The 21,352-nt window shown below is 63.7% G+C and carries 23 protein-coding genes; 13 read left to right on the top strand and 10 right to left on the bottom strand.

Annotated features, from left to right (window positions below; genetic code table 11):
• The first annotated feature begins 89 nt into the window (after positions 1-89).
• Entirely contained in the window at positions 90-860 is a 771-nt protein-coding gene (locus tag FHY55_RS18285) for a sulfite exporter TauE/SafE family protein (RefSeq protein ID WP_140015554.1), read from the top strand.
• A 23-nt stretch (positions 861-883) separates the two neighbouring features.
• Here the strand turns inward: FHY55_RS18285 and FHY55_RS18280 are convergent, their stop codons facing one another.
• The 3 genes from FHY55_RS18280 to FHY55_RS18270 all read right to left on the bottom strand — a co-directional run bounded on the left by FHY55_RS18280 (position 884) and on the right by FHY55_RS18270 (position 3,752).
• Positions 884-1,471, bottom strand: coding sequence for a DUF3859 domain-containing protein (locus FHY55_RS18280; protein ID WP_140015553.1), 588 nt, complete (start codon positions 1,469-1,471; stop codon positions 884-886).
• A gap of 80 nt (positions 1,472-1,551) precedes the next feature.
• Entirely contained in the window at positions 1,552-2,061 is a 510-nt protein-coding gene (locus FHY55_RS18275; protein WP_210410508.1) for a DUF3859 domain-containing protein, read from the bottom strand.
• Positions 2,062-2,153: 92 nt separating this feature from the next.
• A complete protein-coding gene (locus FHY55_RS18270) occupies positions 2,154-3,752 on the bottom strand; it encodes a phosphoenolpyruvate carboxykinase (RefSeq protein WP_140015551.1) in 1,599 nt (532 codons plus the stop codon).
• A 353-nt stretch (positions 3,753-4,105) separates the two neighbouring features.
• On the opposite strand from FHY55_RS18270, the gene FHY55_RS18265 reads away from it, so the two are divergent.
• The 7 genes from FHY55_RS18265 to FHY55_RS18235 all read left to right on the top strand — a co-directional run bounded on the left by FHY55_RS18265 (position 4,106) and on the right by FHY55_RS18235 (position 9,623).
• Positions 4,106-4,807, top strand: coding sequence for a response regulator transcription factor (locus tag FHY55_RS18265; protein ID WP_140015550.1), 702 nt, complete (start codon positions 4,106-4,108; stop codon positions 4,805-4,807).
• Positions 4,808-4,914: 107 nt separating this feature from the next.
• Positions 4,915-6,522 carry a sensor histidine kinase gene (locus FHY55_RS18260; protein WP_140016187.1) on the top strand — a complete coding sequence of 536 codons (1,608 nt, stop codon included), beginning with the start codon at positions 4,915-4,917 and terminating at the stop codon, positions 6,520-6,522.
• A gap of 51 nt (positions 6,523-6,573) precedes the next feature.
• Positions 6,574-7,032, top strand: coding sequence for an HPr kinase/phosphorylase (locus FHY55_RS18255; RefSeq protein WP_140015549.1), 459 nt, complete (start codon positions 6,574-6,576; stop codon positions 7,030-7,032).
• Positions 7,029-7,988 carry an RNase adapter RapZ gene (rapZ, locus tag FHY55_RS18250; protein WP_140015548.1) on the top strand — a complete coding sequence of 320 codons (960 nt, stop codon included), beginning with the start codon at positions 7,029-7,031 and terminating at the stop codon, positions 7,986-7,988. The genes FHY55_RS18255 and rapZ overlap by 4 nt, the downstream gene beginning before the upstream one ends.
• Positions 7,985-8,377 carry a PTS sugar transporter subunit IIA gene (locus FHY55_RS18245; RefSeq protein WP_140015547.1) on the top strand — a complete coding sequence of 131 codons (393 nt, stop codon included), beginning with the start codon at positions 7,985-7,987 and terminating at the stop codon, positions 8,375-8,377. The genes rapZ and FHY55_RS18245 overlap by 4 nt, the downstream gene beginning before the upstream one ends.
• Positions 8,378-8,389: 12 nt before the next feature.
• The gene (locus FHY55_RS18240) at positions 8,390-8,659 is read left to right on the top strand and encodes an HPr family phosphocarrier protein (protein WP_140015546.1); all 270 of its coding nucleotides are present in this window, start codon (positions 8,390-8,392) and stop codon (positions 8,657-8,659) included.
• Between the two features lie 55 nt (positions 8,660-8,714).
• Complete coding sequence (locus FHY55_RS18235; protein ID WP_140015545.1) at positions 8,715-9,623, top strand: lysophospholipid acyltransferase family protein; 909 nt, start codon at positions 8,715-8,717, stop codon at positions 9,621-9,623.
• A 3-nt stretch (positions 9,624-9,626) separates the two neighbouring features.
• On the opposite strand, the gene FHY55_RS18230 is transcribed toward FHY55_RS18235, so the two are convergent.
• The gene (locus FHY55_RS18230) at positions 9,627-10,502 is read right to left on the bottom strand and encodes a 3-hydroxybutyryl-CoA dehydrogenase (protein ID WP_140015544.1); all 876 of its coding nucleotides are present in this window, start codon (positions 10,500-10,502) and stop codon (positions 9,627-9,629) included.
• A 165-nt stretch (positions 10,503-10,667) separates the two neighbouring features.
• Between FHY55_RS18230 and FHY55_RS18225 the strand changes: the two genes are divergently transcribed.
• Entirely contained in the window at positions 10,668-11,492 is an 825-nt protein-coding gene (locus FHY55_RS18225; RefSeq protein WP_140015543.1) for a DUF6473 family protein, read from the top strand.
• Between the two features lie 70 nt (positions 11,493-11,562).
• On the opposite strand, the gene FHY55_RS18220 is transcribed toward FHY55_RS18225, so the two are convergent.
• From FHY55_RS18220 to FHY55_RS18195, 6 genes are all read right to left on the bottom strand, one after another.
• Positions 11,563-12,489, bottom strand: coding sequence for an electron transfer flavoprotein subunit alpha/FixB family protein (locus FHY55_RS18220; RefSeq protein WP_140015542.1), 927 nt, complete (start codon positions 12,487-12,489; stop codon positions 11,563-11,565).
• Complete coding sequence (locus FHY55_RS18215) at positions 12,489-13,247, bottom strand: electron transfer flavoprotein subunit beta/FixA family protein (protein WP_140015541.1); 759 nt, start codon at positions 13,245-13,247, stop codon at positions 12,489-12,491. The genes FHY55_RS18220 and FHY55_RS18215 overlap by 1 nt, the downstream gene beginning before the upstream one ends.
• A gap of 147 nt (positions 13,248-13,394) precedes the next feature.
• Positions 13,395-13,967, bottom strand: a complete 573-nt coding sequence (locus tag FHY55_RS18210) for a cob(I)yrinic acid a,c-diamide adenosyltransferase (RefSeq protein WP_140015540.1) — start codon at positions 13,965-13,967, stop codon at positions 13,395-13,397.
• 1 nt (position 13,968) lies between these two features.
• Positions 13,969-14,172: a twin transmembrane helix small protein gene (locus FHY55_RS18205; protein ID WP_140015539.1), complete on the bottom strand. Its 204-nt coding sequence runs from the start codon at positions 14,170-14,172 to the stop codon at positions 13,969-13,971.
• A gap of 65 nt (positions 14,173-14,237) precedes the next feature.
• Positions 14,238-15,071, bottom strand: a complete 834-nt coding sequence (locus tag FHY55_RS18200) for an SDR family NAD(P)-dependent oxidoreductase (RefSeq protein WP_140015538.1) — start codon at positions 15,069-15,071, stop codon at positions 14,238-14,240.
• Positions 15,072-15,116: 45 nt separating this feature from the next.
• Positions 15,117-15,641 carry an SH3 domain-containing protein gene (locus tag FHY55_RS18195; protein ID WP_254695519.1) on the bottom strand — a complete coding sequence of 175 codons (525 nt, stop codon included), beginning with the start codon at positions 15,639-15,641 and terminating at the stop codon, positions 15,117-15,119.
• A gap of 197 nt (positions 15,642-15,838) precedes the next feature.
• Between FHY55_RS18195 and FHY55_RS18190 the strand changes: the two genes are divergently transcribed.
• From FHY55_RS18190 to FHY55_RS18175, 4 genes are all read left to right on the top strand, one after another.
• Complete coding sequence (locus tag FHY55_RS18190; RefSeq protein ID WP_140015536.1) at positions 15,839-18,163, top strand: DNA topoisomerase IV subunit A; 2,325 nt, start codon at positions 15,839-15,841, stop codon at positions 18,161-18,163.
• A 62-nt stretch (positions 18,164-18,225) separates the two neighbouring features.
• Complete coding sequence (locus tag FHY55_RS18185; protein WP_140015535.1) at positions 18,226-19,470, top strand: YjgN family protein; 1,245 nt, start codon at positions 18,226-18,228, stop codon at positions 19,468-19,470.
• A 33-nt stretch (positions 19,471-19,503) separates the two neighbouring features.
• Positions 19,504-20,634 carry a M48 family metallopeptidase gene (locus FHY55_RS18180; RefSeq protein WP_140015534.1) on the top strand — a complete coding sequence of 377 codons (1,131 nt, stop codon included), beginning with the start codon at positions 19,504-19,506 and terminating at the stop codon, positions 20,632-20,634.
• The gene (locus tag FHY55_RS18175; RefSeq protein ID WP_140015533.1) at positions 20,631-21,272 is read left to right on the top strand and encodes a hypothetical protein; all 642 of its coding nucleotides are present in this window, start codon (positions 20,631-20,633) and stop codon (positions 21,270-21,272) included. Before FHY55_RS18180 ends, FHY55_RS18175 begins: the two co-directional genes overlap by 4 nt.
• Positions 21,273-21,352 lie beyond the last annotated feature (80 nt).

Here is a 21,352-nt window from a genome sequence, read left to right as displayed (position 1 = left end):
ACTTAATTTCGCCAAACAATACTTTCGTGCATAAAAATGTCGCGCTCGATTCGAGGTGCAGCGGCGGGAGTGGCGCGCTATGAGGCGATATGAGCATTCTGCCAGAGCTTCTGACCCCCGGTCTCGTTGTCTTCGCCCTCAGCGTCACCCTGCTTGCAGGCGTGGTGAAAGGGGCGGTGGGCTTTGCGATGCCTTTGATCATGGTCTCGGGCATGGGTATTTTGCTTGATCCGAAGCTGGTGGTGGCGGGCATCATTTTGCCTATCGTTGTTTCCAACGCGCTTCAGGTGGCCCGCTGCGGCTGGGAAGAGGCCAAGGCGGCGCTGCGCGACTACCGGGCCTATATCCTCATTGTTTGCGTCATGATCCTGCTGTCGGCGCAGTTGGTGACGATGATCTCCAGCCAGGTGATGTATCTGGTACTGGGCATCCCGGTCACGCTGCTTTGTGCGATCCAGCTTGCCGGGCTGAAGCTGGTCATCCCCGAAGAGCGGCGCCCGGTGGCCTCGGTTGTGGCGGGCTTCCTCTCTGGTGCGCTCGGCGGGCTGGCGGGCACATGGGGGCCGACAACGGTGCTTTACCTCGTGGCCATCGAAACCCCCAAGGCGCGGCAGATCGTGGTGCAGGGCGTGATCTACGGCCTCGGCTCGGTGATGCTGCTGGCCGGGCACATGAAAAGCGGGATCATGAACAGCGAGACGGTGTGGTTTTCGGCGCTGATGCTGCTGCCCGCGCTTGCCGGCATGTGGCTGGGCTTCAAGCTGCAGGACAGGATTGATCAGGCGACCTTCCGCAAGGCAACACTGGCCGTGCTCTTCATCGCCGGTCTCAACCTGATCCGGCGTGGGGTGATGGGCTAGGCGGGAGCGCGCCGGGTTTTGCCCTAGGCAGGTTTGTTAGGCTCTAGCGGCGCGAAGCTCAACAGGCCCGCCGGATCACACATTTCGCCCGCGCCGGGATAGGCCTCGGGCGGGACCACGGTGAAGGGGATGCGATAGAGCAGCTCGCCCTCGAAGCTGGCCTCCATGATCCATGTGCCGGTGACCGCCTCATAGGGAAAGTCGAACCGGTAGAGATGGGTCGAGAAGCTGCTGTCGCTGTAGCTGGCCTGCCAGCTCTGCGTTTCGGTGCCCCGGCCGGGGAAGGGGGGGTGGAAGACGGTGAAGGTGGCCCCGGTGATCGTGACTCCATCCGCCGCGCGGGCACGCACGCCGAAGCCGAGGCCCATCAACGCGGGCACGAGCTGGCCCAGCGGGGAGAGCTCTGGCGGGGTGTCGAACACATCGACCTGTCCCCGGTCGGTGCCGGGCGCTTCCATTGTGCCGGTGATCTCGACCGCGCAGTTGAGGCCATAGCTGACCTCGGCAACCAGCGCGGGGTTGATATAGAGCTCGGCAGTGGTTTCCTGCGCCACGGCAGTGGGCGGGGCGAGGGTGAGGGCGAGCAGGAGGGTGAGGCGAATGTGTTTCATATCATGCCGGAATATGGGGCCTTTGGCGGCAGAACCCAAGTGGCCGGATCAAGGATGAAGGGTTTCTTCACCCGCCTGTCTCATGCGGGGGGCGGCCCGGCGGGGTGCGGCGTGGCGCTGAGCAGGTCGAGGTGCTCGCAGTCCAGCGGCGGACCGGTATAGGCCGCGGGCGGCACGACTTGGAAAGAGACCGAGTAAATCAGCTTCTGCCCCTGTAGCGCCTGAAGCTGCCACAGCCCCGGCGTGGCTTCGTGGGGCGCATCGAAGGTGAAGATGTGGGTCATCGGCGCTTCCGGCCCGAGATGCGAGGCGAAGCTTTGGCTGGTGGTCCCGGTGCCGGGGAAGGCCGGGTGCAGGCTGCGGATGGTGATGGCCATGGGAGTAGCCCCCTCATGCGCCCAGGCCTTGACGCCAAAGCCAACGCCCAGCACAGCGGGCACCTGCTGGTGGCTGTCGACGAACTGCGCCTCACCTTCAAAGATATCCACGCGCCCGTTCTCGGTGCCCGGTGCGTCTTTGGAGGAGACGATGGGCAGCGGGCAGGTGAGGCCAAACTCCAGCCGTTCAATCACGGTTGAATCGGCCTGCACGCGCGGCTCGGAGAGGCTCGCGCCAGCGGACAGCAAAAGGGCGGCAAGGGCCAGCCCGGCCCTCACCGCCCGCAATGTCTTGCCTCGCAAGCTCACCCGATGGCGACGGCCTTCACATCGTCGTCGATGTAGGCGTCGTATTGGGCGAAGTTCTCGGCGAACATCTCCACCAGCTTCTTGGCCTGCGCGTCATAGGCCTCCTTGTCGGCCCAGGTCGAGCGCGGGTCGAGCAGGCCGGCGTCAACGCCATGCACGGTGACGGGCACTTGGAAGCCGAAGTTTTCGTCCTTGCGGAAGGTGGCCTCATGCAGCGAGCCGTCGAGCGCGGCGGTCAGCAGGGCGCGGGTGGCTTTGATCGGCATGCGCGAGCCGGTGCCATAGGCGCCGCCGGTCCAGCCGGTGTTGACCAGCCAGCAGGTGGCGCCGTGGGTGTCGATCTTCTCGCGCAGCAGGTTGCCGTAAACCTCGGGCCGACGCGGCATGAAGGGCGCACCGAAGCAGGTGGAGAAGGTCGGCTCGGGCTCGGTTACGCCGCGCTCGGTGCCGGCGACCTTGGAGGTGAAGCCGGAGAGGAAGTGATACATCGCCTGCGCCGGGGTGAGCCGGGCGATCGGGGGGAGCACCCCGAAGGCGTCGCAGGTGAGCATGATGATGTTCTTGGGGTGGCCGCCAAGCGCGGTTTCGGATGCGTTGGAGATGTACTCCAGCGGGTAGGCGCAGCGCATGTTGGCGGTCAGGCTGTCATCGTCGAAATCGAGTTCCTTGGTCTCGGGATCGTAGACCATGTTTTCGATGACGGTGCCGAACATCTGCGTGGTCGCGTAGATTTCCGGCTCGGCCTTTTCGCTGAGGTTGATGGTTTTGGCGTAGCAGCCGCCCTCGAAGTTGAAGGTGCCGCGATCCGACCAGCCGTGCTCGTCATCGCCGATCAGCACCCGGTTCGGGTCTGCCGAAAGGGTGGTTTTGCCGGTGCCGGAGAGGCCGAAGAACACGGCGGCATCCACCGGGTTGCCCTCGGCATGGTTGGCCGAGCAGTGCATTGGCATGATGCCGCGCTCGGGCAGCAGGTAGTTGAGCAGGGTGAAGACGGATTTCTTGTTCTCGCCCGCGTATTCGGTGCCGCCGATCAGGATCAGCTTCTTGTCGAGGTTCAGCGCGATCACGGTTTCGCTGCGGCAGTCGTGCTTGGCCGGATCGGCCTGAAAGCTGGGGCAGTTGATGACGGTGAACTCGGGCTCGAACGTATCGAGCTCTTCCCGCGAGGGGCGGCGCAGCATGTGGCGGATGAACAGCGAGTGCCATGCCAGCTCGGTGACCATGCGCACATCCAGCCGCTGGGCCGGGTCGGCGCCGCCGAACAAGTCTTGCACGAAGTAGTCGCGGCCCTTCATGTGCTCCAGCATGTCGGCGTAGAGCGCATCGAAGCCAGCCTCGGACATGGGCGCGTTGTTTTCCCACCAGATGGTGCCTTCGGTGGCGGCGGAGCGAACCACGTGCTTGTCCTTGGGCGAGCGGCCGGTGAACTTGCCGGTGGAGCACAGAAACGCCCCGCCCTTGCCCAGTTCACCCTCGCCGCGCTTGACGGCCTCTTCAACAATGGCTGGCTCGATGAGGTTGTAATAGACGTTCCCCAGGCCATTAATTCCTTGATCTTCCAGGCGTTTGGCGGGGTTGACGCGTCCGATTGTCATCGTTCTTTCGTGCTCCTGAGGCAAGCTCTGTTCTGGCAGTCCGTTCCGGCCCGTCCCGGCCTGAAACGCCACCCCGGCAAGGGGGTGGTTCCGCCCCTATAGCATGGCGTTTTTGCAAAGGAACCGGCGCAGGCGCGGCGTTAGCGCAACCAGCGTCAGTTTAACGCAAACATCCGCCGAGGGGCGTGAAATGCGGCGGTGAGGTGATGCAAATTAGCCATTCGTTTTCACTTTTGCGGTTCATTAGGGCCCGCAAGTGCGGGTGATTCGCACTTAGTAGTTGATTCCAAAGGTGTGATTCGGGATGTTGAGGCAAAACAAGGCAACGAGCACAAACAATAAGGAATACAGGCATGTCGAGAATTGCCCTCGTCGATGACGACCGGAATATCCTCACGTCCGTCTCGATGACTCTGGAGGCCGAAGGCTTCGAGGTCGAGACGTACAATGATGGCCAGACGGCGCTGGACGCCTTCAACAAGAAGCTCCCCGACATGGCGGTTCTTGACATCAAGATGCCACGGATGGACGGGATGGACCTGCTTCAGCGTCTGCGCTCCAAGACGACCATGCCGGTTATCTTCCTCACCTCCAAGGATGACGAGATTGACGAGGTGCTCGGCCTGCGCATGGGCGCCGACGACTATGTGAAAAAGCCCTTCTCCCAGCGCCTTCTGGTGGAGCGTATCCGCGCCCTGCTGCGCCGTCAGGAAGTGATTGGCGGCGATGGCCCGACCGAGGCGGAAACCGCCCAGGTGATGGTGCGCGGCGAACTGGTGATGGACCCGCTGCGCCATGCCGTGACCTGGAAGGGCATGGACGTGTCGCTCACCGTGACCGAGTTCCTGCTGCTTCAGGCCCTCGCCCAGCGCCCCGGCTTCGTGAAGAGCCGCGATCAGCTGATGGACGTGGCCTATGACGATCAGGTTTATGTCGACGACCGCACGATCGACAGCCACATCAAGCGCCTGCGCAAGAAGATGCGCTCGGTGGATGATGAGTTCTCCGCGATCGAAACTCTCTATGGCATCGGGTATCGCTACAACGAGGAGTGAGGCGGTACGGGCAGGAGGTGGCCCCGGTGAGGGACACAGGCCAGACATATGAGGCGGATGTCGTTCTTGGCGAAGACTGGGAAAGCCCCCAGAGCGCCGATTACGCCATGCAGCAAAAGCGTGCGCGTCGGGGCTTCCTGACGCTCAACCGCTCGCCGCTTGCCCGCAAGATCATCACCTTCAACCTGCTCGGCCTGTTGCTGCTGGTGGCGGGTGTTTTCTATCTCAATCCCTTCCGGGACAGCTTGGCCCTGCAACGCGAAGCGGGGCTTCAGGCCGAGGCCCAGCTTATCGCCGATGTTTTCGAGGTGCAGCTGACGGGCGGCCCGGTGGCGCTGGATGCGAGCGGCGTGGATATTCAGGCGGTGGTTGATGGGCTCGACCTGTCGTCCGGGGTTGAGGTTTTCGTTTTTGGCAAGGCCGAGACAATCCTTGGCTCCACCTTGGGCCGCGACACCGCAAGCGCCGTGACGCAGGCCCAGAAAGAGCGCCGCACGGTCATCACCGACTTTCTCAACGCGATCTGGGAGGGGATGTCTTCAATCTTCTCCTCGCAGCGCGCGGACATCCCCGATGTAGACGCCGAAGGGCTGGCGCGCGCCATGGTGGCCGATGCCGCAACCGGCCGCACGACGGTGCGCACGGGGTCAAACGCGGCGGGTGGCACGATCTTTTCGGTCGCAACGCCGGTGATTGCGGGCAATCAGGTTGTGGGTGTTGTGGCCATCACCTCAGCGCAGGGCGAGATTGACACACTTGTGCGCTCTGAGCGTGAGCAGGTGCTGCAGATGTTCGTCATCGCCATCCTTGTTTCCATTGGCCTTTCGCTGCTGCTGGCCTCCACCATCGCCAACCCGATTGCCGACCTTGCCTCCGCCGCCGAGATCGGGCGGGAGAATGGCGGCCAGAAGATGAGCCCCAACCGGGTGCGCATCCCCGACCTCACCGGGCGACCCGATGAGATTGGCCGCCTGTCCGGTGCCCTGCGCGGCATGGTGGCTGCTCTCTATGACCGGATCGACGCCAACGAACAGTTTGCCGCTGACGTCTCTCACGAAATCAAGAACCCGCTGGCCAGCCTGCGCTCTGCCGTCAGCTCGATGCGGGTGGCCAAGCGTGATGACCAGCGCCAAAAGCTGCTTGACGTGATCGAGCATGACGTGCGCCGACTGGACCGCCTTGTCAGCGACATCTCCAACGCCTCCCGGCTCGACAGTGAGCTGGTGAAGGAAGAGGAAGAGCCCTTTGACCTGCTCCATATGCTGGGCAACCTTACCGAGTATCTGGGCGGCGAGGCCAAGCGAAAGGGCGTGGAATTTATCACCGACGTGCCCCGCCAGCCGATCCGGATCAATGGTCTGGAGGCGCGGCTGGCGCAGGTGTTTGTCAACCTGATCACCAACGCCCTGAGCTTCTGTGAAGAGGGCGATGCAGTGCGCGTTTGGGTCCGCCGGCGCGAAAATCGCGTGCTGGTGGTGGTTGAGGATACCGGCCCCGGCATCCCCGAGCAGGCGCTGACCAAGGTGTTCAACCGTTTCTATTCCGAGCGGCCTGAGGGCCAGTTTGGCGACCATTCCGGCCTTGGCCTTGCGATCTCCAAGCAGATCATCGAGGCCCATGGCGGCGTGATCTGGGCCGAGAACATCCGGCCCACCGAGAGCGACATCACCTCCGAGCCGCTGGGCGCCCGCTTCGTCGTCGGTCTGCCCGTCTGATCGCAGGCCGCGCCCCGCCCGCGCGGAGGCAAGTGCAGGACATGTCAGCCGATGGCCGAAACGACCGCCAGCCATGATGACTTTTTCCACGCAACGGCCGTGGCCATTGGCGATCGGGGCGCGATGATGATCGGGCCCTCGGGCGCGGGCAAGTCGGCGCTGGCGGTGGAGCTGATCTCGCGCGGGGCAAAACTGGTGGGCGACGACAGGCTGATGCTTAGCGCGGCAGGCGGTGTGCTCACGGCGCGGCCCCGCCCGGGCTTCGAGGGCCGGATAGAATGCCGGGGCGTTGGCCTGCTGACGGTGCCCGCCGTGCCGCAGGCAAAAATCGACCTCGTGATCGACGTCGGGCGCGAAGAACGTGACAGGCTACCGCCACCGCGCGAAATTCTGATCCTCGGATGCAGTCTGCCCTTGCTTCACCGGGCGGCAGGAGCGCAGTTTCCGGCAGCGGTGTTGCTGATGATGTCAGGCGGCACCCTCAACAGCCCCAATGATCCGGCCCGATGACTGACGATCCGCATGCCACTTCCACGCCCCAAGCGCTGCCGCACGCGAGTGCCGTGCAACGCCTGGTGCTCGTGACCGGGCCAGCCGGGGCGGGCCGCAGCTCGGCGGTGCGGGTGCTGGAAGATCTGGGCTATGAAGCCATCGACAACCTGCCGCTCTCGCTCGTTCCCCGCCTGCTGGAGGCCGCGCCGCGCGGTGGCGCCCTTGCGCTGGGGATCGACAGCCGCAACCGGGAGTTTGACCCGCCGCACCTGCTCGACCTGCTGGCTCAGCTCGACGCGCGCCCGGACGTGGCCCATGAGGTGCTTTACCTCGATTGCCTGCCCGAGGTGCTTCTGCGCCGCTATTCCGAAACCCGCCGCCGCCACCCGCTCGCCCCCTCTGAGAGCCCGGAGGAGGGCATTCGGCGCGATTTTGAGCTGCTTGCCGGCATCCGCGAGCGCGCCGATGTGCTGATCGACACATCGGACCTGTCGGTGCATGACCTGCGCGAGGAACTCGACAGGCTGTTTTCGCTGGAGGCAACGGTGCGGCTTGGCGTGTCGATCCAGAGCTTTTCCTACAAGCGCGGATTGCCCCATGGGCTCGACATGGTGTTTGACTGCCGCTTCCTGAACAACCCGCACTGGCAGCCGGATCTGCGCCCGCTGGATGGCCGCGACGCCGCTGTGGCGCGATATGTGGAAGCCGACCCCCGCTTCGCGGAGTTTCACAAGCGCGTGCGAGGCCTTGTAGACATGTTGCTTCCGGCCTTTGTAGAAGAAGGAAAATCCCATCTGTCGATCGGCTTCGGCTGCACCGGCGGGAAGCACCGCTCTGTTGCCCTGACGGAACGGTTCGGGAAAGAGCTTGCAGGGGCCGGATGGCGCGTGTCTATTCGGCATCGGGAAATTGAACGGCGGGTTGGGGCACGGGTGGCAGAGCCACCGGCCGCAGCTTTGGGGACGAAGGCTTGATCGGAATCGTGATCGTGGCGCATGGCGGGCTGGCGAAGGAATACCTCGCCGCCGTTGAGCATGTCGTGGGCCAACAGGATGGCATCAGCGCCATTACCATAGCAGCGGATTGTGACAGGTCGAACAAGCAGAACGAGATTTGCGCTGCCGCCGATGCGGTGGACGATGGCTCCGGTGTTGTCGTCGTGACCGACATGTTTGGCGGCTCGCCCTCCAACCTCTCCTTGCTCGCCTGCCGCCCCGATAACCGGAAGATTCTGTACGGAGCGAACCTGCCCATGCTGGTCAAACTTGCGAAATCTCGCCACCTGAAGGTGGAGGACGCAGTAAGTTGCGCTATGGCGGCGGGACGTAAGTACATAAACAGCTATGATGGTGGAGCCGCCTGAGGCGGGGTGGGTATGTCGGTGCAACGTCTGGAAATCGTGAACGAAAAAGGTCTGCATGCCCGGGCGTCTGCCAAATTCGTGGAGACCGTGGAGCAGTTTGACGCAGAGGCCGAGGTGTCGAAAGACGGGCTCTCGACAGGGGGGGACAGCATCATGGGGCTTTTGATGTTGGCAGCGTCCAAGGGAACCTTTATTGAAGTCGAAACCCGCGGGGCCCAGGCCGAAGAGCTGGCCACCGCCCTTGCAGAGCTGGTGGCCGACAAATTCGGTGAAGGCATCTGAGAGACGAGAGCAGGGAGGCACGGCCCTCTTGGTGGAGAGTTACCAACCCAAGACGATGAGCTTGCGGCGCCCGCGTCGTGGCCTTGAGCTGCCCGTGACCGGGCCGCAGACGCAGCATGAGTCGGAGGCTCTCAACGAGGTGCCCTATGACCGGCGGCGCCTGAGCTACGCCAACACTTTCCCGAACCCGCTGCAGGCCAATTTCATCCGGGTGATGGAGTGGCTCACGGCCAAGTTGCGGCTGCTGCGGCTAATCCGCCGTTTTGAGGCGATGGGCGTGCCCCACGGCCAGGGCTTCTGGGCGCAGGCGCTTGGCGTCATGGGGATTGATCTGACCACGCCGAAGGAGCAGATCGACAACATCCCCGAGAGCGGCCCGCTTGTGATCGTTGCCAACCACCCGCATGGGCTGGTGGATGGCATGGTGCTGGCCGAGCTGATCGGGCGGCGGCGGACCGACTACAAGATCCTCACACGCTCGCTGCTGACCGGCGTTGCGGAGATTGACGACTTCATGATCCCGGTGCCGTTTCCGCATGAGCCGGACGCGCTGGAGCGCAATCTTGAGATGCGCAAGAAGGCGATGCAGCACCTCAAGGACGGTGGCTGCGTGGTGCTCTTTCCGGCGGGCGAGGTGGCCTCGTCCAAGGGGTGGTTTGGCCCGGCGATCGAGAAGGAGTGGCACGCCTTCACCGCAAAGATGGTGTTGCGCTCAAACGCCTCAGTCGTGCCGATCTACTTTCAGGGCCAGAACAGCCGCTGGTATCAGATCGCCAACAGGGTGAGCGCGGTGCTGCGCCAAAGCCTGCTGCTCTACGAGGTGCGCCACGCGCTGAACAAGCCGCAGGCCCCGGTTGTGGGCAAGGCAATCGGGCGGGACGAGATTGACTCGCGCGCCGACAATCCGCGCAGCTTCATCCAATGGCTGCGCGAGCAGACGCTGGCGCTCAAGCCCAAGGGCTGAGCCTTAACGGGTCGGCACCGGCTCTTCGCCGCGATAGTCGTAAAAGCCGCGCTGCGTTTTGCGGCCCAGCCAACCAGCCTCGACGTATTTGGTGAGCAGCGGGCAGGGGCGATACTTGGTGTCGGCCAGCCCGTCATGCAGCACGTTCATGATGGCAAGGCAGGTGTCGAGCCCGATGAAATCGGCCAGCTCCAGCGGGCCCATCGGATGGTTGGCGCCGAGCTTCATGGCCATGTCGATTGACTTCACGTTGCCCACGCCCTCGTAGAGCACATAGACCGCCTCGTTGATCATCGGCATCAGGATGCGGTTGACGATGAAGGCGGGAAAATCTTCTGCCGAGGAGGCGGTTTTGCCGAGCCGTTCAACCACGGCGGCGCAGGCCTTGTAGGTGGGCTCGTCGGTGGCGATGCCGCGGATCAGCTCGACCAGCTGCATCACCGGCACCGGGTTCATGAAGTGGAAGCCCATGAACTTTTCGGGGCGGTCGGTGCGCGAGGCGAGCCGGGTGATGGAGATGGAAGAGGTGTTGGAGGACAAGATCGTGTGCGGGGCCAGATGCGGCACGAGGTCTTCGAAGATCGCGGTTTTGATCGTTTCGCGCTCGGTCGCGGCCTCGATGATGAGGTCGGAAGGGCCGAGGTCGGTCAGGGTGAGGGTTGACGAGATGCGCCCCAGCGCGGCGTCGCGCTCCTCGGCGGTGATCTTCTCGCGGCTGACCTGACGCTCCATGTTCTTGCGGATGGTCTCCATCGCCTTGTCGATGGCATCCTGCTTGATGTCGTTCATCTTGACGTCATAGCCCGCGAGGGCGAGCACATGGGCAATGCCGTTGCCCATCTGGCCCGCGCCGACAACGCCGATGGTCTGGATATCCATGTCATGCACCCCGCTTGGCTTTTGCGGGAGAGTAGGGGGGGGATGCAGCCGCAGCAAGGCCCGGACGGCAAAGAAATATCTCTCCAATTCGAAACTTTAGCGAAATCGAAAGATGCATCCTTCACGGTCTCTCCCGGGTGAAGAGAAATTGTGTGAGGTGGTGGAATGACCTACGCGACAAGGGGTCAGTGTGCCCTTGATTATATGCATTGCCGATACGGCAAGTCCCGGCTGCTGTTTCGCGGCCCGCGACGCAAGCTGGATGGCAAATACGTGGCCTTTTTTGGCGGCACGGAAACCTATGGCAAGTTTGTTGAGTTGCCGTTTCCGTCGCTGGTGGAAGAGCTGACGGGGCGGCGCTGTGTCAACTTCGGCTGCCTGAACGCGGGGGCAGACCTCTATGTCAACGACCCGACGCTGGTGGATGCGGCAAGCCGCGCGGCGGTGACGGTGGTGCAGGTGATGGGCGCGCAGAACATGTCTAACCGGTTCTATGCCGTGCATCCGCGCCGGAATGATCGCTTTTTGCGCGCCTCCAGCCTGATGAAGACGGTGTTCCGCGAGGTGGATTTTACAGAGTTCAACTTCACCCGTCACATGCTCTGCACGCTGCATCGCGTCAGCGTGGAGAAGTACAAGATGGTGGTTGAAGAGCTGAAGGCGGCCTGGGTTGCGCGGATGGAGACGATGCTGGCACGACTGCCCGGCAAAGTGGTGCTGCTTTGGGTCCGTGACGGGCGTCAGCCCTGCCGCGACGAGGGGCTGGGGTGTGACCCGCTCTTCGTGGACGAGGATATGGTGGATAGTCTGCGCCCGAAGCTGGCCGGGGTTGTTGAGGTGACGCCCAGTGCCGATGCCTGGAGCAAGGGGACGGAGGGCATGGTATTTACCGAGATGGAAGCGCCGGTTGCGGCAGAAATGCCGGGCCCGCTGGTGCATCAGGAAATCGCCGAGGCGCTCTCGCCGGTTGTGCGGCAGTTGGTGAAGTAAAGCAAAAGGCCCGCCGGTTGGGGCGGGCCTTGTATTTGTTTAGGGGTCGGGCAAGCGGCCCGCCACCGGCTCAGAGCTTTTCGATCAGCTCCGGAACGGCGGTGAAAAGGTCTGCCACGAGGCCATAGTCGGCAACCTGGAAGATCGGGGCCTCTTCGTCCTTGTTGATCGCGACGATCACCTTGGAGTCCTTCATGCCCGCGAGGTGCTGGATCGCACCGGAGATGCCCACGGCCACGTAGAGCTCGGGGGCGACGACCTTGCCGGTCTGGCCCACCTGCCAGTCGTTCGGGGCAAAGCCCGAGTCGACGGCGGCGCGCGAGGCACCCACGGCGGCGCCGAGCTTGTCGGCGAGCTTTTCGATCAGGGCGAAGTCCTCTTCCGAGCCCACGCCACGCCCACCGGAGACGACGATGCCGGCAGAGGTCAGTTCGGGGCGGTCGCTCTCGGCCACCTTGTCCTCGACCCATTCGGAGAGGCCCGGGTTTTCGGCGGCAGAGGCGCTTTCCACCGAGGCGGAGCCGCCTTCACCGGCGGCGTCGAAGGTGGAGGTCCGGAAGGTGATAACCTTCTTTTCGTCCTTCGACTTGACCGTCTGGATCGCGTTACCGGCGTAGATCGGGCGCTCGAAGGTGTCGGCGTCGACTACGCCGGAGACGTCCGAGAGGATCATCACGTCGAGCAGGGCGGCGACGCGGGGCATCACGTTCTTTGCATCGGTCGTGGCAGGGGCGCAGATGTGCGAGTAATCCCCAGCGAGCGAGACGATCAGCGCGGCGGTCGGCTCGGCGAGGCGGTGGCCCAGCGAAGCGTCTTCGGCGACCAGCACCTTGGCCACACCGTCGATCTTGGCGGCGGCCTCACCGGCGGCAGAGGCGGAGGCCCCGGCGCAGAGCAGGGTCACGTCGCCCAGCGATTTGGCGGCGGAGACGGCCTTGGCGGTGGCGTCCATCGCCAGTTCGCCATCGGTCACTTCGGCAAGAAGCAGAACAGCCATTACACGACCCCCTTTTCTTTGAGTTTGGCCACCAGCGTATCGACGTCGGGCACGATCTCGCCGGCTTGGCGGGTCTCGGGCTCGGAGGTCTTCACCACTTCGAGGCGCGGGCTGACGTCGACGCCGTAGTCTTCGGCGGTCTTCTCATCCAGCGGCTTCTTCTTGGCCTTCATGATGTTGGGCAGCGAGGCATAGCGCGGCTCATTGAGGCGCAGGTCTACGGTGACGATGGCGGGCATCTTCACCTTGATGGTCTGCAGGCCGCCGTCGACCTCGCGGGTCACCACGGCGCTGTCGCCCTCAACCTTCACCTCGGAGGCAAAGGTGGCTTGGCTCCAGCCGAGCAGGGCAGAGAGCATCTGGCCGGTGGCGTTCATGTCATTGTCGATCGCCTGCTTACCGGCGAGCACGAGGCCCGGCTGCTCTTCCTCGACGACCTTGGCGAGGATCTTGGCAACGGCCAGTGGCTCGATGTCTTGGTGCACGTCATCGGCGGCCACCACGAGAATCGCCCGGTCGGCGCCCATGGCGAGCGCGGTGCGCAGCGTTTCCTGCGCCTGCTTCACGCCGATGGAGACGGCCACCACCTCATCGGCGGTTCCGGCCTCTTTCATCCGGATCGCCTCTTCTACGGCGATCTCGTCGAAAGGGTTCATCGACATCTTCACATTGGCAAGATCGACCCCGCTGCCATCCGATTTGACACGGACCTTCACGTTGTAGTCGATCACCCGTTTCACAGGCACAAGCACCTTCATAGGGTCTTTCTCCTCGCTTCATGGGCGGCAAAACCACCCGGATTTGCGCATTTGTTAGCGGAGTGCGCGCCCCGCTTACAGGGCAAAAACGCCGCAATCCGCCACGCCGACGCCGCGTTTTGCCACGTTAGCGCAAACGTTTGCGGCCTATCGGCTACCGCCGGGCACCCAGAGCACATCTTCGCCGTCGTTTGCCACGCGGGCGGCGACGAAGAACCAATCGCTGAGGCGATTGAGGTAGCGGATGGCGAAGGGGTTCACATCCTCCGGCTCGTCCTGCGCCAGTTCGGTGGCCAGCCGTTCGGCGCGGCGGCAGGTGGTGCGGGCAAGGTGCAGATGCGCGGCGAGCGGGGTGCCGCCGGGCAGGATGAAGCTGCGCAGCGCCTCCAACCCGGCGTTCATCTCGTCAATCTCGGCCTCCAGCCGCGTGACCTGCGCCTCGATCATCCGCAGCGGCGGATATTCTGCCGCGTCATCCTCTGCCAGCCCGGGGCGGCAAAGGTCGGCGCCGAGATCGAAGAGGTCGTTTTGGATGGTGGCAAGCCGCGCGTCCATCTCGCCTGTCGCATGCAGGCGGGCCATGCCGACGACCGAGTTCAGCTCGTCGGATGTGCCATAGGCCGTAACGCGGGCCGAGTGCTTGGCCACCCTGTCGCCGTTGCCAAGCGCGGTGTCGCCCTTGTCACCCGTGCGGGTGTAGATCTTGTTGAGAACAACCATGTCAGCCTCCCCGGCGCAGCCAGACAAAAAGCAGGATCAGCACGATGGCCACGGCCTGCGCGCCAATCCGCCAGCGCATCACCTTGTTGGCGTGCTTCCTGTTGAATTCGCCGCCCTTGGCAAAGCCGCCGATGCCAAAGAGCAGGATGGCCACGACGATGAGGCAGGCCACGGCAACGAGAAGGAATAACGGATCATTTGTCATCTGGGTCTCCGGCGTTTCGCCTCATGTAGCCTGCCGGGGCACGAATGCGAAGGTGACAGCCTGCCTCAGACCTTGCGAATCGCCCAGTCCTGCACCCGCTGGGGCAGGAGGCGCTTGGCGAGGGCCATGATATGCGTGGGCGTGGTGATCCGGTAGCGCGCCTTCGGGCGGCGGGCGGTGAGGGCCTTGAGCACCGCTTTTGTGACCGCTTCGGGACCAAGCTCGAAAGGTTCGGGCTTGTCGCTGCGCTTGTAGAGCTGGTCGAGCAGCTCGGCTTCGTATTGCGCCTTGCGGGGCGAGGCTTTCCAGTCGATCCATTGCTCGAACTTGGCGATGGCATTGCGACGAAACTCGGTGCGGATCGGGCCGGGCTGGATCAGCACCACGTCGATATTGGCGTCTGACATTTCCAGCCGGAGCACATCGCTCAGGCCTTCCAGCGCAAACTTGGAGGCCACATAGGGCCCGCGCCAGCGCATCGCCATGAAGCCGAGGACGGAGGAGCAATTGAGGATGCGCCCGTGCCCCTGCGCCCGCATCGCCGGAAGCACCAGCCGCGTTAGCGTGTGGTAGCCAAAGAAATTGCTTTCAAACAGGTCGCGCAGCCCGTCGGTGGGCACATCCTCCAGAGGGCCGACGAGGCCATATGCGCCGTTGTTGAAGAGGGCATTCAGCGTGCCGCCCGTGGCCGCGAGCACCTCGTCCACGGCGGCTTTCATGCTGGCGTCGTCCTGATGATCGAGCCGGAGGCTTTCAAACCCCTCCGCCGCGAGCCGATCTACGTCTTTTTGCTGGCGGCAGGTGGCAAACACGCGCCAGCCCGCCTTGCGCAGGCCGTGGGCTGCGTCATAGCCGATGCCGGTGGAACAGCCGGTGATGAGAATGGATTTTTGCGTCATGCGGCAGCACATGCCCCGGCGCGTGGCCCGGCGCAAGTAATGCTGTCAGCCCTGCGGCAGTTCTCTGAGGAAATCGCCCGACATGTAGCCCTCTTCGCCATTCAGCAGGATGCGGGCCCAGCCGTTGTCTTCATAGCTGAGGATCTCGACTTCTTGGTCCTGCACGACCTGACCGATCACGCCGTTCCCGGTGGAGGGGCCAGAGCGCACGTTGACACGCTGGCCGATGACAACACCCACAGTGGTGAGTTCAACCGAGGCGGGTTCTTCCTCAAGGGTGGGCTCATCGGCGGGCAGCTCTGCCAGCGCCGCCTCGACGGCGGCATCCGTGGCGGCACCAAGCGAGGCTTCCAGCACGGGCGCGGGTGTTTCTTCAATCGCCGGTGGGGCGGTGGTGAGGACAGCGGGGTTGTCTTCGGCCTTGGTGGCGGTGTCTTGCACCGACTCGGCGTCAAGCGCAGAAAGCTCCTGCGTGGTCAATTCTGGCTGATCAGACCCCATGGCAACCTCGGGGCCGTCTCCAACAAGCACCATCGCCCCAAAAATAAGGGCGACCAGCGCTACTACCATTTTCAATAAGCCGCGAGCCCCCATCGCATCCTCCGCACTCTAGCGTTACTCAATACATCCAACACCACTATAGCGTGATGAGTTCCATCGGGCCATGCTGTTACTGCTTTTCAAACCGCTTTGGAGGGCGCTGTGTGTCCTTCTGATGACTCCGCTTTCGCTTTACCGCGTTTCTTGGCTTCGGTATCACATCATCTATGAATAACGAGGCAGACACCCCCAATATCGAGCCGAACGAGAGGGCAGAACCCCTCCGCCGGGCAATAGGCGAGCGCTATTTGACCTATGCGCTCTCAACCATCATGCACCGCGCGCTCCCCGATGCGCGCGACGGGCTGAAGCCGGTTCACCGGCGAATCCTCTATGCGATGCGCCGTTTGCGGCTGTCGGCGACCGGGGGATTCCTGAAGTCGGCGAAGATCAGCGGCGACACGATGGGGGATTTTCACCCCCACGGCGATCAGGCGATCTACGATGCCATGGCGCGGCTCGCGCAGGACTTTGCGGTGCGCTACCCGCTGGTTGATGGGCAGGGCAACTTTGGCAACATCGACGGCGATGGCCCCGCCGCCTCGCGCTACACCGAGGCGCGGATGACCGTGGGCGCGGAGGCGCTGCTGGAAGGGCTGGACGAAAACACCGTCAACTTCCGTGACAACTACGATGGCCGGTTGCAGGAGCCCGAGGTTCTGCCCGCCGCCTTCCCCAACCTTCTGGCCAATGGCTCCAGCGGCATTGCCGTGGGGATGGCCACGAACATTCCGCCGCATAACATCGACGAGCTGGTGCAGGCCTGCCTGCATTTGCTGAAAACGCCGGATGCGCGCGACGATACACTGCTGAATTACGTGAAAGGCCCCGACTTCCCCACCGGGGGCGTGATCGTGGAGCCGCCCGAGAGCATTGCCGAAACCTACCGCACGGGCCGGGGCGCGGTGCGCCTGCGCTGCCGCTACGAGGTGGAAGATCTTGGGCGCGGGCAGTGGCAGATCGTTGTCACCGAAATCCCGTATCAGGTGCAGAAATCCAAGCTCATCGAGAAGATCGCCGAGTTGATCCAGCTGAAGAAACTGCCGATTCTGGGTGATGTGCGGGATGAGAGCGCCGAGGATATCCGGCTGGTCATCGAGCCGCGCTCCAAGAACGTCGACCCCGAGATCCTGATGGGGATGCTCTATCGCAATTCCGACCTCGAAGTGCGCTTCAGCCTCAACATGAACGTGCTGATCGACGGGCGCACGCCTAAGGTTTGCTCGCTCAAGGAGCTTCTGCGTGCCTTCCTCGACCACCGCCGCGATGTGCTGCAACGCCGCTCGCAGCACCGGCTGGAGAAGATCGACAACCGTCTTGAGGTGCTCGAAGGCCTGATGATCGCCTTCCTCAACCTCGACCGGGTGATCGACATCATCCGCTATGACGACGAGCCCAAGCGGGCGCTGATGGCCGAGGACTGGTCGATCAAGCGGGCGCGGGCCACGGATGAGCGCGATTATGTCAGCCCCATCGGGCCGAGCACGCCGCAGGAGCCGCAGGACGGGCTGACCGAGGTGCAGACCGAGGCAATCCTCAACATGCGGCTGCGCAGTTTGCGCAGGCTGGAGGAGATGGAGCTGAAGGCCGAGCAGGACGCGCTGATGAAAGAGCGCGAGGCCCTGCAAGACCTGCTGGAGAGCCCCGATCTGCAATGGGATCGTATCAGCGATGAGCTGAAAGAGGTGCGCGAGAAGTTCGGTGCCAAGGCGGAGGGCGGCGCGCGGCGCACAACCTTTGCCGAGGCGGGCGAGGTTGAGGATGTGCCGATCGAGGCGATGATCGACCGGGAGCCGATTACGGTTGTCTGCTCGCAGATGGGCTGGATCCGGGCCATGAAAGGCCACATCGACCTGAGCCAGGAGTTGAAGTTCAAAGACGGTGACGGGCCGCGCTTTGCCTTCCATGCCGAGACCACCGACAAGCTGTTGCTGCTGGGCGCGAACGGGCGGTTTTATACCCTCCCCGGCTCGCAACTTCCCGGCGGGCGCGGCATGGGCGAGCCCGTGCGGCTGATGGTCGATCTGCCCAACGAGGCCGAGATCACGGCGCTCTTTGCCCATGTGCCGGGCGAGAAGCTGCTGTTGGCGTCCAGCGCGGGCGATGGCTTTGTGGTCAACTCCGACGAGGTGGTGGCCCAGACCCGCGCGGGCAAGCAATCGCTCAACGTGAAAGATGGCGTCACGGCGCTGGTCTGCCGCCCGGTGAAGGGTGATCACGTGGCGGCAGTGGGCGAGAATCGCAAGGTTCTGGTCTTTGCGCTCGACGAGTTGCCAGAAATGGCCCGCGGCAAGGGCGTGCGGCTGCAACGCTACAAGGATGGTGGCCTGTCAGACGCTGTGACCTTCGCGCTTGAAGAGGGGCTGAGCTGGAAAGACCCTGCCGGGCGCACCCGCACCGAAACCGATCTTGCCGAATGGATCGGCAAACGCGCCTCCTCTGGCCGAATGGCCCCGCGCGGATTTCCGAGAGACAACAAATTTACCGACTGAATGTCATGATTTCGCCCGATCAGCCCCGATAAGAGGGCAGGGCATAAAACGAGGGAAGAGCAATGGCTTATACAGACGCACCACTTGTCGAGGACGACGTGCTGCACGGTGCATATCGCGGCGAGGGAGGGCGGCTGTTTTGGCTTGCGCTCGGCACCGGGGTGCTGACCCTGCTGACGCTGGGGATTTACCGCTTCTGGGCCAAGGCCCGCATCCGCCGCTATCTCTGGAGCGCCACGGCGCCCGGCGGAAACCCGTTTGAATACACCGGCACCGGGCTTGAGAAGTTTCTTGGCTTCCTTGTGGCGGTGGTGATCCTTGCCGCCTACCTCGGCGTTCTCAACGTGCTGCTGCTCTTCGCCGGTTTCTCGATCATCACCGGGGGTGACCCCTCGGACCCGATGGTGATGTTTCAGCAGATTCTGGTGCTGTATATCAACCTCTTCGCCCTGATCCCGCTGATCTATTTCGCGCAGTATCGCGCCCGCCGCTACCTGCTCAGCCGCACCCGCTGGCGTGGCGTGCGCTTCGGGGCGGAGCCGGGCGCTTGGGGCTACACGTGGCGGGGCTGTCTGCTCGCTATCGTCAGCGGCCTGTCGCTTGGCCTGCTTACCCCGCTCGCCACCTTCAAGCTCGAAAAATACACGTGGAACCGCACGTGGTATGGTGATGCGAAGTTTACCCAAGGCGGCAAGTGGACAAGCCTCTATCGGGCGATGATCCACGTGGTGATCGGTGTGCTGCTCTTTGTTGCGGCTGGCGTGCTCATCGCTGTTTATCCAGACCTTGGCCTGCTCGGCACGGTGCTGTTCTTCGTGGGCTACATCTGGCTGATCATCGGCTTCATCTACTACCAGGTGCACGCCTGGCGCATTCTGGCGGCCCATAAGGTGCTGGGCGAAGATATTCGCTTCCGCTCGCTGCCGCGCACCGGCACGATCATCGGCACCTATATCGTTGGCACCATCGCGGTTTCGCTGCTTTCGGCGCTCGCGCTGATCCCGCTGGGGCTACTGCTTGGCGGTCTGGCTCAGGCGACCACGATCTTCGTCGACCCAGACGCGCTGATGACCACGCCGCAAGGCTGGCTGGCGATTGCCATCATCGGCTTTGCCTATTTCTTCGTCATCGTCTTTGCAGGCGCACTGTCGATGGTCTTCATCACCCAGCCGATTCTGCGGCACTATGTTGAAGAAACGACCGTGATCAACGCCTCCGGCCTTGATGCCATCCGCCAGCGTGTAGGCGATGAGGTGGTGGATGCCGAGGGCTTTGCCGATGCGCTCGATGTGGGCGCGGCCTTCTAGGCTGCGTCTGTCACACTCAAGAGGAGCCGCCCCATGAGCAATGCCGCGCCCCTGCCCGCCTTTGCCGTCGCCGCCCGTTTCTTTGACGGGCAGAGCGCCGGTGAGACGGTGGTGCGCGGCTTGGCCGAACAGCTCAAGGGGCGGCTGCAGATCTTTGACGAAGAGAGCGGCCGCCTGCTTGCCGAGTGGCCACTCGAAGAGCTGCGGATGATCCGCGACCCGGGTTTTGGCGATGGCATCGTGTTTTACCGCGAAGGCCATGATGAAGCCCGCCTCAACGTTGGTTCGGCGCAGGATGCGGCTGCGCTGGAGGCTGTTGCCCCCAATCTGCGCAAGGTGACCGTGGCCAAGGGCACGGCCCGCAAGGTGCTGTTTTGGACGGGTGGGGCCGTGGCGGCGCTGCTGCTGATCCTCTTCGTAATCCTGCCCACCCTCTCTGACACGCTCGCCGGGCTGATCTCGCCCGAGCAGGAAGAGCAGATCGGCCTCACCGTTGTGGGGCAGATGGAGGGCATGCTGGGCAGCCGCAACGGCTCGGGCTTTTGCACCAGCGAAGAGGGGCAGGCGGCGCTGGAAAAGATGAGCGAGCGGCTCACCGGCCATATCGAGTTGCCCTATCCGCTGAAGCTCAAGGTCATCCGCCATCCGATGGTCAATGCCTTCGCCGCGCCGGGCGGGCATGTGGTGATCGTCTCTGGCCTGCTCGACAAGGCCTATAGCGCCGAAGAGGTGGCCGGTGTGCTGGCCCATGAGATCGGCCATGTCTACAACCGTGACCCGCTCCGCATCACCCTGCGCACGGCAGGATCGGCGGGTATCCTCTCGATGATCCTCGGCGATTTTGCCGGTGGCACGCTGGTGCTGGCGATTTCGCAGCAGCTGATGCAGGCCAGTTTCTCGCGCGAGGCCGAGGCGGCGGCCGATGTTTTTGCCTTTGAGGCGTTGGAAAAATCTGGCTTGCCCACCGAGGGGATCGCCCGCTTCTTCGAAAAGCTGCGCGACCGTTACGGCGATAGTGAGGGCGCGATGGAATATCTCGCCTCCCACCCCAACCTCGCCAGCCGGGCCATCGCTGCACGCGCCGCCGAAACCCGCGCCAGGGGCGATTTTGAGCCGGTTCTGACCGATGCTGAATGGGATGCGCTGAAGGCGATTTGCAAGTGAGGCGCGCCGCGGCCCTGCTGTTGCTTCTGGCAGGCTGCTCCGCCGTGGCCGACCTTGAAGAGCCGGTGGTGCCCATCGGGGCTTTCAGCCTTGGGCATGCGGTGGTGGTCGCCGAAGGGGCCAAGAAGGTGCCACCCTCGCGGGAGGCTACGCCGGAGGAATGGCAGGCGGCGCTGGAGAGCGCCCTGACCCAGCGCTTTGGCCGGTTTGACGGCGGACAACTCTACCACGTCGCGGTGAAGGTTGATGCCTATGCGCTGGCGGTGCCCGGTGTGCCGGTGGTGCTTTCGCCCAAGTCCGTGCTGCGGATACAGGTTTCGGTCTGGGATGATGCGGCGGGCGGCAAGCTGAACGCCGAGCCCCGCGCCTTCACGGTGTTTGAGCGGTTTTCCAGCGAAACCGTCGTGGGCTCGGGGCTGACCCGCACTCGGGAGCAACAGATCGAGCAGCTTTCGGCCAATGCGGCGCGGCTGATCGAAGCGTGGATGCGGGAGAATCCGGGGTGGTTTACCCGCCGCAGCGCCCCCGCTCCGACAGTGCAAGCCACGCCCTTGCCTGCGCCCACGGTGCCCCCGGCGGCAACCGACCGGCCTGGCGTGTCGCCCGACATCGGCGAGGTCATCACACCTGCACAATAGGTGCGGCGCGGCTTTTGTCGTGATGTGAACTGCTTGCCCCCAAACCTGCTTGATTTTTCCCCCATGCCCGCGTAGGCACC

This window comes from Oceanicola sp. D3 (assembly GCF_006351965.1).
GTDB lineage: Bacteria > Pseudomonadota > Alphaproteobacteria > Rhodobacterales > Rhodobacteraceae > Vannielia.
This window is presented reverse-complemented; position numbering and strand designations above follow the sequence as displayed.